The 13,162-nt window shown below is 45.2% G+C and carries 10 protein-coding genes and 3 tRNA genes; 4 read left to right on the top strand and 9 right to left on the bottom strand.

Translation table 11 applies throughout. The features are described from left to right. Positions 1-35: 35 nt before the first annotated feature. The 4 genes from cysQ to smc all read right to left on the bottom strand — a co-directional run bounded on the left by cysQ (position 36) and on the right by smc (position 8,058). Entirely contained in the window at positions 36-848 is an 813-nt protein-coding gene (gene cysQ, locus MMOL_RS05520) for a 3'(2'),5'-bisphosphate nucleotidase CysQ (RefSeq protein ID WP_015832029.1), read from the bottom strand. Further along, complete coding sequence (ligA, locus tag MMOL_RS05515; RefSeq protein ID WP_015832028.1) at positions 845-2,878, bottom strand: NAD-dependent DNA ligase LigA; 2,034 nt, start codon at positions 2,876-2,878, stop codon at positions 845-847. The genes cysQ and ligA overlap by 4 nt, the downstream gene beginning before the upstream one ends. Before the next feature lie 32 nt (positions 2,879-2,910). Beyond that, positions 2,911-4,434 (bottom strand): cell division protein ZipA C-terminal FtsZ-binding domain-containing protein, encoded by a 1,524-nt coding sequence (locus tag MMOL_RS05510; RefSeq protein ID WP_015832027.1) that lies wholly within the window; start codon positions 4,432-4,434, stop codon positions 2,911-2,913. A 75-nt stretch (positions 4,435-4,509) separates the two neighbouring features. Beyond that, positions 4,510-8,058 carry a chromosome segregation protein SMC gene (smc, locus tag MMOL_RS05505; protein ID WP_015832026.1) on the bottom strand — a complete coding sequence of 1,183 codons (3,549 nt, stop codon included), beginning with the start codon at positions 8,056-8,058 and terminating at the stop codon, positions 4,510-4,512. Positions 8,059-8,157: 99 nt separating this feature from the next. Between smc and queF the strand changes: the two genes are divergently transcribed. The 4 genes from queF (at position 8,158) to MMOL_RS05485 (ending at position 9,130) form a co-directional block, all read left to right on the top strand. Further along, positions 8,158-8,604 carry a preQ(1) synthase gene (gene queF, locus MMOL_RS05500; protein ID WP_015832025.1) on the top strand — a complete coding sequence of 149 codons (447 nt, stop codon included), beginning with the start codon at positions 8,158-8,160 and terminating at the stop codon, positions 8,602-8,604. A 159-nt stretch (positions 8,605-8,763) separates the two neighbouring features. Then, positions 8,764-8,839: transfer RNA gene (locus MMOL_RS05495), tRNA-Ala, on the top strand. 80 nt (positions 8,840-8,919) lie between these two features. Further along, positions 8,920-8,995: transfer RNA gene (locus MMOL_RS05490), tRNA-Glu, on the top strand. 59 nt (positions 8,996-9,054) lie between these two features. Further along, positions 9,055-9,130, top strand: a tRNA-Glu gene (locus MMOL_RS05485). A 150-nt stretch (positions 9,131-9,280) separates the two neighbouring features. Here the strand turns inward: MMOL_RS05485 and MMOL_RS05480 are convergent. Genes MMOL_RS05480 through MMOL_RS05460 form a run of 5 tightly spaced genes read right to left on the bottom strand, consistent with a single transcriptional unit; the run spans position 9,281 to position 13,155 of the window. Beyond that, positions 9,281-9,751 carry a type II secretion system protein gene (locus MMOL_RS05480; protein WP_015832024.1) on the bottom strand — a complete coding sequence of 157 codons (471 nt, stop codon included), beginning with the start codon at positions 9,749-9,751 and terminating at the stop codon, positions 9,281-9,283. Then, complete coding sequence (locus tag MMOL_RS05475) at positions 9,738-10,124, bottom strand: type II secretion system protein (RefSeq protein ID WP_015832023.1); 387 nt, start codon at positions 10,122-10,124, stop codon at positions 9,738-9,740. The genes MMOL_RS05480 and MMOL_RS05475 overlap by 14 nt, the downstream gene beginning before the upstream one ends. Further along, a complete protein-coding gene (locus tag MMOL_RS05470; protein ID WP_015832022.1) occupies positions 10,124-10,609 on the bottom strand; it encodes a type II secretion system protein in 486 nt (161 codons plus the stop codon). Before MMOL_RS05470 ends, MMOL_RS05475 begins: the two co-directional genes overlap by 1 nt. A gap of 6 nt (positions 10,610-10,615) precedes the next feature. Next, positions 10,616-12,595 (bottom strand): secretin and TonB N-terminal domain-containing protein, encoded by a 1,980-nt coding sequence (locus MMOL_RS05465; protein WP_015832021.1) that lies wholly within the window; start codon positions 12,593-12,595, stop codon positions 10,616-10,618. Positions 12,596-12,648: 53 nt separating this feature from the next. Beyond that, entirely contained in the window at positions 12,649-13,155 is a 507-nt protein-coding gene (locus MMOL_RS05460) for a hypothetical protein (protein WP_148207847.1), read from the bottom strand. Positions 13,156-13,162 lie beyond the last annotated feature (7 nt).

The following is a 13,162-nucleotide window of genomic DNA, read 5'->3' as shown; positions in this document are numbered from 1 at the left end:
TTTCAATCTATGCTCTAAGATGAGATAAGTAAATCTTATAAAAAAACTGCCCATTGCTGAGACTTTTCAGCAGTTGCAAAAAAATGCGGGTTTAGCAGCGACGACTTAGTGTTATAGCCGAGTGGCGTCGCATGTATATCAACGATATCACCACCAGCCTCTTGCAACACACAATGCCCCGCTGCGGTATCCCATTCATAAGTAGGCCCTAGGCGGGGATAGACATCAGCCCGGCCTTCAGCCACTAAACAAATTTTTAGAGAACTACCCAAGCAGATAAGTTCTGGTTTCACCAAGGTAGCAACTTCTACGCTGTGCAAAAACTTCTGAAATCTCTCGTCAGAGTGCGATCGGCTACCGGCAATCGTAATCTGCGTCATATCTAGCGGTTTGGCATAAATTCTTTGCGCAGGAGCATCGCCCTCTTGCTTATACGCGCCCTGCTCCTTGCTCGCATAGTAAGTTAGCCCGGTCACCGGGGCGTAGACCACGCCCATGATGGACTGATGCTGGCTAATTAGAGCAATATTGACCGTAAACTCACCATTACGCTTAAGAAACTCGCGAGTACCATCTAGTGGATCAATCAACCAGTATGTTTGCCAATTCAAACGTGAGCTAATATCAGTTTCTTCAGACTCTTCCGATAACACAGGTATATCAGGTGTCAGTTGGCTGAGTTTTGCGACAATAATATCGTGCGCAGCAATATCAGCCTGAGTGAGGGGTGAGTTATCTAACTTCATTTCAAAACCGAAATCAGTCGAGTAAATTTGCATAATTGCCTCACCAGCCTCTTTGGCAATGGCAATCACCTCTGCTTGAAATTGATGGTATTCATTTATCATGATGCTTCACCTTCCGCTAATACGGCCAAGAGATTTGCCTCATCAATAATCGCAACGCCCAATAATTGTGCTTTTTCCAGCTTGCTGCCAGCGTCAGCACCGGCCACTACAAAGTCTGTTTTCTTAGATACACTGCCACTGACTTTACCGCCTGCAGCTTCTATCAACGCTTTGGCGTCATCACGCGCCAGGTTTGGCAATGTGCCGGTGAGCACAAAGGTTTTACCTACAAGATTACCCGTTGCTTGCTGCTTGCCTTCTGTCTCTACCCAGTGTATTCCAGCATTTAACAATGCAGCGATGACGCTTTTATTATGCTCTTCAGAGAAGAAGTTCTTAATAGACTCAGCAACAATCGGGCCAACATCATTCACTTCCAGTAAGTCTTCAATACTTGCTGCCATTAACGCGTTTAAATTGCCAAAATGTTTGGCCAAATCTTTAGCGGTGGCCTCACCTACGTTACGCATACCTAGCGCATAAATAAAGCGCGCCAGTGTCGTATCTTTGCTGGCGTTTAGCGCATCCAAGATATTTTGGGCAGATTTTTCGGCCATACGCTCAAGATTACTCAGCGTATGTATATCCAGGCTATAAACATCTGCTAGCGTATGCACCAAATTGGCCTCAACCAGTTGATCCACCAGCTTTTCGCCTAAGCCCTCAATATCCATCGCGCGACGCGATGCATAGTGGGTAATGGCCTGTTTGCGCTGCGCCGGACAAAACAACCCGCCGGTACAACGCGCAACTGCTTCATCGGCCTGCTTGAGAATATGCGAGCCACACTCCGGGCATACCGTTGGCATTTCAAAACGGCGTGCATGGGCAGGCCGTTTTTCAACTACCACGCTCACTACTTCAGGAATCACATCACCAGCCCTACGTACGCTGACGGTATCGCCAATTAATATATCTTTACGGCGGATTTCATCCTCATTATGCAAAGTTGCATTAGTTACCGTAACGCCGCCGACGAAGACTGGCTTCAAACGCGCAACAGGGGTGATGGCGCCAGTGCGGCCTACCTGTACGGTAATATCTTCCACCAAGGTAAGCGCTTCCTGTGCGGGAAACTTATGCGCAACTGCCCAGCGTGGTGCGCGTGACACAAATCCCAACTCATTCTGCTGATTAAATTGGTTAACTTTATAGACCACACCATCGATATCGAACGGCAATTGCTGGCGCTGCTGACCTATCTTTTCATAATAATCGCTCAAGCCTTGCACGCCACGCACCACAGCACGCGCGCTACTGACGGGAAAATGTAGGCTTGCCAGGTAATCCATCGCAGCCCCATGACTAGTCAACGCTGGAACACCCTCAGCTACGCCCAGCCCGTAAGCAAAAAATGTAAGTGGGCGCGTAGCCGTCACCTTGGCGTCTAATTGACGTAGGCTACCGGCGGCAGCATTGCGTGGGTTGGCAAATAACTTTTCGCCTTTGGCTAGCTGCGCTTGGTTAAGTTTATCGAAATCACGTTTTAGCATGAGTACCTCACCGCGTACTTCTAGTAACTGCGGTGGATTTTCACAATTTAAACGCATTGGTATGGCACGTAAGGTACGCAGGTTATGTGTAACATCTTCACCAGTGTAACCATCGCCGCGCGTAGCACCCTGGATAAAAACGCCATGCTCGTAAGTTAAGGTAATCGCTAAGCCATCAAACTTTGGTTCTACGGCATATTCAACTTGTGCAACACCCAAAGCTTCACGGATACGTTTATCAAAAGCCTCTAACTCACTCTGCTCGAACGCATTATTTAAAGAGAGCATGGCTTGGCGATGAGTGATGCTGCCAAACGCATTAGTCGCTGTGCCACTCACGCGCTGGGTTGGCGAGTCGGCTACCACTAAGCTAGGATACGCTTGCTCTAGCGTTTGTAATTCACGATAAATCTTATCGTATTCGCTATCAGGCACAGAAGGCGCATCAAGCACATAATACTCGTAGTCATAACGCGCAATTAGCCCTCGCAACTCCAATACACGCAGCTCTGCGCTACTTAACTTCAAATCTGGCATTGATTAAACCTTGAAACTTAAAACCGTAAAACTTATGAAAATAATCTACGCGCACTGTCTGAGCCGGGTACTATGCCGCGCACTAACATGGTGGCGTAAATCACTTTGAGTTGCTGCCGAATTTTTTCAATTTGCATGTCGCCAAGCGGCCTATTGTTATCGTCCACCAACACTGCGTTTAGGCCGGTTTCCATATGTCTGGCAATTTGCACCATGTGGTTAAATGCCTCAGTGCAATGCACCACATGCGGGATATCTAGCTGAAATGTAACCGCTTTCACGACACTAGTTCTTAACATTTCTGGGCTAAATGGGTAATTGTCGCGATTAAACATGGCAAATGAAACAGACGGTGCCTGGCTAATGGATGGGTCGCTTTCATCATAATATTTAAACGCACCATCAGCCTCCAGCACCATGCCCTGTGCTTCACTCAGCCCTCTTAACTTAGTACCGGTAAACGCACCATGATCACCATGCACCAAATGAAAGCCCATGGTTTTATCTACTTCTATGCAGAAAGCATCTAAAGCTGACGCAGCTAATAATGAGTCGCCGTTGCTCTGCCATTCCACATGACCATCAATATCTAAACCCAAAGTTTCTACCGCCAGCTGAAATCGATTCAATATGCTACGAGTCACTGCACCGGCACGGTCAGCAAGCTGTAGGCTGCAGGTGATTTTTGTAGTGGTATAGTCTGCAATATCAGGCTGCGCTGACAATGTCGTTAACGCTACCCAATCTGTTTCACGAATTAAGGCATGCAGGTGAATAGGCTTGTCGTAATCTTCAAAGAAACCGCCAATACTCGCTTTAATATCAGCAATGCTGGTTTCATTGGCTAAATAAATCACTGCAATTAAGTCCATCTGCGATTGCAGCATGGCAGGCAGACTCGACTTTGTCACATCAACAGATTTTGTCACATCATTAGCGGTAGCCGCTTTAGGCGCTGCGGGTGTTACAAGTTTCGCTGGTACGGCAGGCTCAGCACTCGCCTGCTCAACCACGCTATCAGGTGCGTTACTGACCGCGGGTGCAGTATTTATTTGCTTAAATGCATCATTAAAAATCGCTTTAATTTCTTCATGTTGTGCAGGCTGTGTGCTCCCTGCATCGCTGTCGTCCTCGTCAGCGGCATGCAAGCCAGCATGCTGTGCATGGTGGTGATGCTCATGTTCATGGCTCTGTCTAGCGACCAACTCCGAATATGCTTCGTCTATATCTTCCAAAGCCTCTTCATCGCCTGCCGCGTCTGTTTCATTAAACGCAGCAAATCTACTGTCATGAGCATCATGCTCAAAACGCTCTTTCAAACGCTCCGCATCAATAGAAAAATCATCATCCTCAAACGCACCCTCTACATCCGCATGGGCATGCACACTATTGCTACTATCGTTGCTAGCCTCGTTTAAAAGTGCGTCATTTTGCAGTTTAGAAAAGCTGTCTTCTACCTGCTGGTTAAACTTCCGCTCCTGCCACCAGTTAAACAACAAGACGGCGGCAATGATTAAAGCACCAATAATGATTAATATGATTTGCAAATCGTTCATTTACATTAAACTCTCAACTAAATGACAGCCGTCACTAAAGATTTCTTACTAAGATTTTTTCAGTAAGACTTTGTCTCAGGACGCTATCTCAACCATTTTCACAGCGGCTTCCATGTCTACGTCCACTATGCGCGAAACCCCAGACTCCTGCATAGTAACACCGATTAATTGCTGCGCCATTTCCATCGTAATTTTATTATGACTCACATATAAAAACTGTGTTTTCTCAGACATTTTTTGCACCATTGCACAAAAGCGCTCAGTGTTGCTATCGTCCAGCGGTGCATCCACTTCATCCATCAGGCAAAATGGCGCTGGATTCAGCCTGAAAAGTGCAAATACTAAGGCTAGCGCCGTCAGTGCCTTTTCACCGCCAGACAGCAAATGTATCGTGCTATTTTTCTTACCTGGCGGCTGTGCAAACACCTGCATGCCTGTATCTAAAATCTCATCGCCCAACATCTCTAGCTTGGCCTGCCCACCGCCAAACAAGGTGGTGAACAGCTCATTAAAATGCTTATTGGCCTCATCAAACGTGTGCTGCAAACGGCTACGTGTTTCCCGGTCAATTTTATAAATTGCATCCTCTAGGGTTTTGCTTGCTTCAGTCAAGTCTTGGCATTGGCTATCAATATATTGCTTACGTGATTGCTCTGAAGCCAACTCCTCGATGGCAGCCAAATTCACGGCACCCAAGCCCTCAATATCAGATACTAGCTTGGTCTTTTTTCTTTCCAGATCAGTAACTTTAACTTCAGTGCCGGCACTTTGCTTCAAATGACTTTCCAGCACATCCTCTTCAATATCGGACGCTTCCAAGCCCTCTTGGCATTGCTCAAAATGAATACGCGCCTCTTGCTCGCTCAGGCGGCTAGCCTCTAGCTTGTCACGTAAAGGATGTAGTTGCTGCTCATGCTGCAAACGCTCGCGCTCCTGCTGCTGCAAAATAGCTTCATTCTCTACCATCGTATTACGCAAGCTCACCAATGATGACTCACGTTGCTGTTTGATATTTAGCGCTGCATCCAGATTTGTTCTTAAAGCCTCCATCTTAATTGCAGCCAACGTTGCTTCAACCTCGGCACTACGTAGTTTCAGCGAAGATTCCTCTTCAAGTACGGATTTAGATTTAGATTTCAATTCGTTGATTTTATTTGAAATTAATTTTACATCAAATCCTTTTTCTTGATGCAAACGCTCCGTTAACTGCAGCTGCGAACGTGCTTCACTTAAGTGCTTATCTGCAAGTTTTTTACTTGCTTCTAGCGATACTTTCTCTTGCTGCAACGCTGCAAGGTTTTCCGTGAGCGCATTCAACACTGTTTGCTTTTGTGCACTTTCAACCTGCAGTTGCTGCAATTTTTCTTCGGCCAAATTACAGTCGGCTTGCAACATGCTCTGCCGCTGGATTGCATTGGCTTGCTGCTGCTTGAGTTGTTGTAAACTCAGGTTTAGCTGATGGGCCTGCTGAGTCACGTGCTTCAACTGCTGCTGCTGTGTATGCTGTGCAGCACGTAGCTGCTGCATACTGTGTTCTAACTGCACTAGCTGCTCATTTTTAAGCGCCAATTGCGCTTGCGCCTCAGGTAGCTGGTTTTGCAAGCTAGTTAAGCGTGTTTGGCGCTCAAGCACACCATGCAGCCCTGACTGCTCACCAAAATAAGTCACGCTATGCGCGGTGTAAATATCACCGTGTTGGTTAACCAAACACTCACCTGGCTGTAACGCAAGCATGGCTTGCGTAGCATCGGCGCCTGCATCTAACACATACACGCCAGCTAACCAACCTTGCAACACCGCGCGATAGCTAGGTTCTATGTGCTCCACTAGCGATAGCATCGTAGTGAAAGATGTAGATAGATTACTGGCCGCCTCCTCAACAGCAAAAGCAGTAGCTAGCGTAATCGCAACCGGCGCGCGTTCTTCCACTCCCGTCGCCAGTAATGACTGGTCACAAGCAATCGCGTTAAGCTTTGCACCAAGAAAAGCTTCAAATGCCGACTCCCAACCAGACTTAATTCGCAACAATTGCCATAGCCTCATATTTTGCTGCTCATTATTCAAACCGGCACCAGTTAGCCATGCGCTTAATGCAGATGCGTCATCCACCTTGTGCATAGACTGCTGCAGCTTGGCCAACGAGTTAACTTCCGCCTCTAACACATGCAGCGCACGTTGCTGCTGATGCACCTCATCTCTTTGGTTCTTAATTTCAGCATGCAAAGCCTGCTCTTGTTGTGCGGCATGCGCACTATGCTGCTCAAGTTCAGCAACCTGTAGTTCTAAAGCGTCAAGTTCTGATTGTTTTTCAATCAACAAGCTATCCGCTGGTATCTGCAACGCAGCATAACTTTGCTGCAAACGCTTAAGCTGCTCGTTGGTTTCTGTAATGGAACGCGACAAATGCGTCATATTAGCCTGCTCCAGACGCAAGCGCTGCTCAGTATTGAGCCAAGTGGATTGACTAGTATTAAACGCCGCCAGTGCAGCCTGAAATGTCTGCAGCAGCACAGGAACTGCCGTACGCGCCGCACTCAACTCATCTTCAGCATGCGTAAAGCCTGCGTTCGCCTGCACCAGTTCAGCCTGTGCCAAAGCATATGCGCTATCAACCAAGCTGCGCTGCTGCGCATTTTTTTCTAACTGCACTGATAATTGATGCAACTGTATTTGCAGGCGATCTCTGGCATCAGCGGTGTTTTGCACTTGATTTTCAAGGTTAGATACTTCTGCATTGGCTTCATAATAAGCAGCCTGTGCCGCATTTACTGCTTCACTCGAGGCAACGTGCTGCTGTTTCAGCGTCTCTAGCGTATTTTCACTATGGCGCAGACTTGCCATCTGTGCTTCCAGCGCATTCACCAATGCTTCAACCGCGCGTTGCGACTTTTCCCACTGCGCACTAGCGTCGCGCTTTTTTAATAACCAAATCTGCGCTTTGGTCATATTCAAAGCTTGCTGCATTTGATTGTATTGCGCGGCGACTACGGCTTGTGATTGCAAGCGTACAATTTGCGTATCCAGCTCACGCAGAATATCTTCTACCCGTAATAAGTTCTCACGCGTATCACGTAAGCGCTGCTCGGTTTCCTTACGTCGCTCTTTATACTTACTAACCCCAGCAGCCTCTTCCAGAAATACCCGCATCTCTTCAGGGCGCGCCTCCACAATACGGCTAATGGTATTTTGTCCAATAATGGCATAAGCCCTGCCACCCAGACCGGTACCCAAAAACAAATCCGCCACATCACGACGGCGCACCACACTATTATTAATATAGTAAGTAGAGCCTTTATCACGCTCAATCACCCGTTTTACCGAAATTTCCGCATACTGCGACCATTCGCCAGCGGCGCTGCCTAAGCTATTATCAAACACCAGCTCTACGCTGGCACGCGAAATAGGCTTGCGATTACCGGAGCCATTAAAAATTACCGCATCCATCGCATCTGCGCGCATTTCTTTGGCAGACGACTCACCCAGCACCCAGCGCACAGACTCCATCACATTAGATTTGCCACAACCATTCGGGCCAACCACGCCCACACGCTGCCCGTGAATATGCAGCGTTGTCGGATCGACAAAAGATTTGAAACCTGAGAGTTTGAGATGGGTTAAACGCAAAATGAAGTTTTACTGATTAGGTTTGGATTAGGTTTAGTTTAGATTTGTATTTAGGGCGTTATAATAACGTTTTTTAAGCCAAAAGCTCTACTCTCTATCATGACCGATCTATCATTAGGTGCGAAACCAACCGCACAACCCTCTAAAACTTTAGAGACATTTGAAAGCCCAACCACTACACGTGATTTTCATATCCATATGGAAATCCCTGAGTTCACATGCTTATGCCCAAAGACAGGCCAGCCTGATTTTGCTGTCATTTATCTAGATTACATTCCGGACCAACTGTGTGTAGAGCTAAAAAGCCTAAAACTCTATATGTGGTCATTCCGCGATGAGGGCTGCTTCCATGAAGCGGTGACTAATCGCATCTTAGATGACTTGGTAGCAGCCACCCAGCCTAAATTTATGCGTGTAACCGCTAAATTTTATGTAAGGGGTGGTGTATTTACCAATGTGATTGCTGAACATCGCAAACCAGGTTGGCAGCCACAACCACGCGTTGAATTAACGCAGTTTGAAAGCCAATCTAACATCAGAGGTTAAGCGTAAACATCAATAAAGATAGGAGCGGCTTGGTTTGCGTATAAATTCTTTTAGATTTTGCACAAATTAACAGGAAAGTGATTGACAAGCCCCGCGCCCGTCTTTAATATGGCGCCTCGCTAACAATGCAACAACTTAGAACAATATGTTGTAGGTTTTGGGGGTATAGCTCAGCTGGGAGAGCGCTTGCATGGCATGCAAGAGGTCAGCGGTTCGATCCCGCTTACCTCCACCAAAAAGACTTACAAATCGCTTCGGTTTATAAGCAAATTGTTGTAAAATACTGCACTTGTTAGTTTAGCGGTAAATTCTTAGGTCCCCATCGTCTAGAGGCCTAGGACACCTCCCTTTCACGGAGGCGACCGGGGTTCGAATCCCCGTGGGGACGCCAAAATTTTTCTTAAAATTTGGCAATTTAAAGCAATAGCAGTAAACGGTAGTAATTCTTAGGTCCCCATCGTCTAGAGGCCTAGGACACCTCCCTTTCACGGAGGCGACCGGGGTTCGAATCCCCGTGGGGACGCCAATAAATTGGCAGTATAAACACAGAAGATTCAATCAAAGCAACCAGCACATGTTAACAATGTTCTGGTTTTTTCGTTCTTAACGTCCGCAATTACTCCAGCCTTTTATACCCAACTCATTCTTGTGTTATTTTTTGATTAACTAACCATGATTATCTTTCTGGCACGTATGCAAAAAACCATCCCTCATAGGCTGGTTGATTTTCAAAATATCGATACACTGGCCTGAAGTTTTTGGTTTTGAAAGGCTTTAAAGGTGATTTGCTGTACACCCCCAATACACCACCACTAGGCGCCTGCAATATACCCCAATCTGGAACTTGAGTAATTGGGTCAGCATAAATCTTTCTTAAATAACGCCGTGGTACAGGGAAGCGGTCATCTTTTAACAACGCCTCTAAATTTGGCGGGTACTGTTTAATCACACCAGGCGTTTGGTTGTAATAATTACCGATTGCCCGCCTGATAGTATCTCCCACTTTAAGTAGCTCCTGCTCCCTTTCGCGCTTTCTAGCTTCATTCCATTTAACGCCTGCCGCAGCTAATACTAGGCCGGCAATCATAATAAGTACAAGCAACCCAAATAAGATAAAACCAGCCCGCTGCTTACTACCAGTCTGCATAATTAGTACCGTCAGATGCAACCATATCAGCCCCACTGTGAATATCGTAAATTGCGCCCTTGTCTTCAACATCCAGCGGCGGAGAAAAAACCCAAGTCAACGTACTTTGGGTAATGGGGTCTTCTGGCACAGACCGTAAATACTTATACTGTACTAACTCCTCAATCGTTTCGGGATAAGCATTCTTGTCGCTATAAAACTTATCTATCGCGTCTCGCATAGTAATGAGATCATGTTTAAGGATTGCCTCTTTAGAACGATCAATCGAATTGAAATACCTAGGTGTTACCAAACTTAGCAGCGTGGCTATAATCGCTAGCACTACCAATACTTCTATCAGTGTAAAGCCTTGATTATTATTTTTCACGCGCATTACCATTCACGATAAGGTTGCTGATTAATGCCGATTTCATTGGAAAGTGAATGTACATCATAGACATCATCTCCTGCCTCTGGCGTTTGAAAGGAACTCATATAGCTACGCTTACCCCATGTTTCATCTGCACTTAAAGAGGTATCGTTTGAAAATGGGTCTCGCGGTATATTGCGCATAAAGTAAATCTTCCGTTTTTTTGGATCTTGAATATTTTCCACCCCGACAACCAACACCTTTAGTGATGGCGGATACCCTGACTGGTCAATAGACTTTTTAATCAGGCCATCATCCACAGCTTGTTTGTAGTGATCGATGGCATCACGAATTTGCCATAGGGATTTTTTTAGCTCCTGCTCCTTATTACGCTTTGCCGATAGCTGTACCATTGGCGCGGCAGAGCTCACAAGCAAGGCAAGCAGTAACAAAGATACCAATAACTCAATTAGCGTGAAGCCTTTGTATTTTATAAATGACTTAGGCATAGCCTGTTATCTCTGAGCATTAGCGCCAGCATTGGGTGCGCCATTCTCCTCCGCTGCTGGCTGCAACAATTGGTTGGCGAAGCTCTGGTCAACCTGCACCCTACCAGCCTGAATGGATTGTGGGGTTGGAGCCGGCGCTTGTGCAGGCGCAGTCTCCGCCGCAACTAACGCTGGCTCAGAAGCTTTTGCACCTCGGGTACTTATCGAATGGTTCACACCGGATGGAAACATGGTATAAACAGCATTGGCAGGCGCAATATTATGCAAAATACGTGGCGTAATCAGCAGAACAATTTCATTCTTACGCTTGTCGTTATTCTTATCCGTAAACAGTCTGCCGATGAAAGGCAAGCTAGATAGCCCGGGTACTTTGTTAGAAATGTTTTGCCCATCATCCCGGAATAGCCCAGCAAGAATCTGTGTCTCTCCATTTTTAAGTTGCAAGGTAGTATTCGCATTACGGCTACCAATGGTATAGGCCAACACGCCTGTGTCGGTTTTTACTTGGTCTGTGATATTGCTGACCTCCAGTCCTACTTTAATATTGACTTGGTCTTGTAACAGAATCGTGGGCTCCACATCCAACTTGATACCTACTTCAAGATAATTAACCGTTTGAGAAACAAAACCTGTGGAGTTTGCTACGCTGGTAAACACAGGAATTTTGTCACCTACATGAATTTTTGCTTTTTCACGATTTTTGACGCGGATTTGCGGATTAGCCAAAAGATTGGTATCGGTGTCCTGATGCAACAGATTTAGCGCTAATACAGGATCACTAATAGTAAAAACGCCCAGCCCAGAATTGAAGTTCTTAAGTTCAGCTAAAGACAACCTTCCTGGAGTGTTAGTCGAGACTCCATTGCTGCTTGTTTTACCTTGGACACCTACACTCACTTGTGAAGGATAGCGCACACCAATATTTTCTAAGCTTCTACGATTGATTTCCATCACTTCAACTTCCAACATTACTTCTGGCTCAATCAAGTCTTGCGAGGCAATTAGTTTTTCTGCAATTTCAATTGATTCAGCAGTATCACGCATGACCAAAGTATTAAGTTTCTCATCTATATAAACGTCTTTAGATTTGAGCACGGTTTTAATCAAGTTCATGGCACGCTTGGCATCTATGCTATTCAAATAAAAACTTCGTACGTACAGTTCTTGATACTCTTGGCTACGGCTCACTGGGTAAATCAGTAACGTATTGTCATTCAATACTTTTTTTGCAAGTTGATTGGTCGTCAAAATAACCTGTATCGCATCTTCAATAGGGGTATCACGTACAAAGATACTGGTGCGTTGATTATCACGTAGTTCTTGATCATAAGAAAAATTGATATTGGCAGCCTTACCTATAAATTCAAAAACAGATCTCACAGAAACATTTTTAAATTCCAATGTAATTGGTTTCTTAAATGCAGACTTAATCTGCGGGATAGCCGTTATTTTTCCTATGCGCTTATTTTCCATGTTCTCAAACAGTAGACGAGCGCCTTCGTGCTTACTGTCTTCTGCTAAGATAGCTCTTGTTAGGTTATGGGCAGAATCAATATCATCTTTATCAAAGGCATTTTTGGCATTTGCGAGCATCATGTCATGGTTCTGTGCTAAACCCAGCCTATAAGAGCCCTCCTGTGCTCTTTGGTTATTTGGGTCTAACATCAATACTTTTTTATAATTTGACTCTGCGTCTGTGAACAAGCCTTGCTGAGCTTGGTTATCTGCCAGCTTTAATAGGGTTGATAGCTGCAACTCTTGCTGCACCTTCAACATGCTTCGATATTGAGGATTATCTGGATACAAGGTAACCAATTGTTTTAGCTTATCTATACCTGCATCTACATCACCACTATTGATCAATAGCCTAGCTGCTTCATACGTTTGATTATCGTCATCTGATTTACTCTTTAGATGGTTAAAACCTGTACAACTTGTTGCAAAGGTCATCACAACCAAATAGGAAGTAAGTTTTTTTATATTCATATGCAATCTTTGCGTTGTGATTACCTTAATGAAAGTCTGGGAAAATGATAATTTCAACTTACTGCTCCAATTTGCATCTGCATCTCAATATTTAAAGGAATGTACTTAATCGTCATTAGCGGTGGAATAATGGCTTTAATTTCCCAACTATCCTCAAGCACATCACCCACTTTTACTGAATAATTCTTCTGCCCTTCTATCAGAAAGACCAGTATTTCACCGTCATCAACTAACTTACCGGCATATCTAAATGGATTTTCTGGCGGAAGTTCTATTTCTTGATCCACTGACTGTTGATTTAAATCATCTTGAGAAACAAACATCGTGAATATGTTTTCAGGTTCATCAACTATCTGTGCCCTACTAAACGCTGCACCATTGGAACTTATAAGGGATAAGTGATTAGTATCTAATGGTGCATCTTGTTTAACCAAACGCTCTTTGCGAGGTTTGGCTGTAACCGCCAGCTCATCATCAACATGATCTTGTTTAGACTCTACCCAATAACAAGCAATCACTGTCAACACTAGCACTACCCAAACTGCGTATTTCTTCGCCATGCCCATC

This window comes from Methylotenera mobilis JLW8 (genome assembly GCF_000023705.1).
GTDB lineage: Bacteria > Pseudomonadota > Gammaproteobacteria > Burkholderiales > Methylophilaceae > Methylotenera > Methylotenera mobilis.
This window is presented reverse-complemented; position numbering and strand designations above follow the sequence as displayed.

What these genes read in the sequence shown, in the direction of transcription:
- cysQ (WP_015832029.1), bottom strand. Translation starts at nt 848, where the DNA reads ATGATAAATGAATACCATCAATTTCAAGCAGAGGTGATTGCCATTGCC.
- ligA (WP_015832028.1), bottom strand. Translation starts at nt 2,878, where the DNA reads ATGCCAGATTTGAAGTTAAGTAGCGCAGAGCTGCGTGTATTGGAGTTG.
- MMOL_RS05510 (WP_015832027.1), bottom strand. Translation starts at nt 4,434, where the DNA reads ATGAACGATTTGCAAATCATATTAATCATTATTGGTGCTTTAATCATT.
- queF (WP_015832025.1), top strand. Translation starts at nt 8,158, where the DNA reads ATGACCGATCTATCATTAGGTGCGAAACCAACCGCACAACCCTCTAAA.
- MMOL_RS05480 (WP_015832024.1), bottom strand. Translation starts at nt 9,751, where the DNA reads ATGCAGACTGGTAGTAAGCAGCGGGCTGGTTTTATCTTATTTGGGTTG.
- MMOL_RS05475 (WP_015832023.1), bottom strand. Translation starts at nt 10,124, where the DNA reads ATGCGCGTGAAAAATAATAATCAAGGCTTTACACTGATAGAAGTATTG.
- MMOL_RS05470 (WP_015832022.1), bottom strand. Translation starts at nt 10,609, where the DNA reads ATGCCTAAGTCATTTATAAAATACAAAGGCTTCACGCTAATTGAGTTA.
- MMOL_RS05465 (WP_015832021.1), bottom strand. Translation starts at nt 12,595, where the DNA reads ATGAATATAAAAAAACTTACTTCCTATTTGGTTGTGATGACCTTTGCA.
- MMOL_RS05460 (WP_148207847.1), bottom strand. Translation starts at nt 13,155, where the DNA reads ATGGCGAAGAAATACGCAGTTTGGGTAGTGCTAGTGTTGACAGTGATT.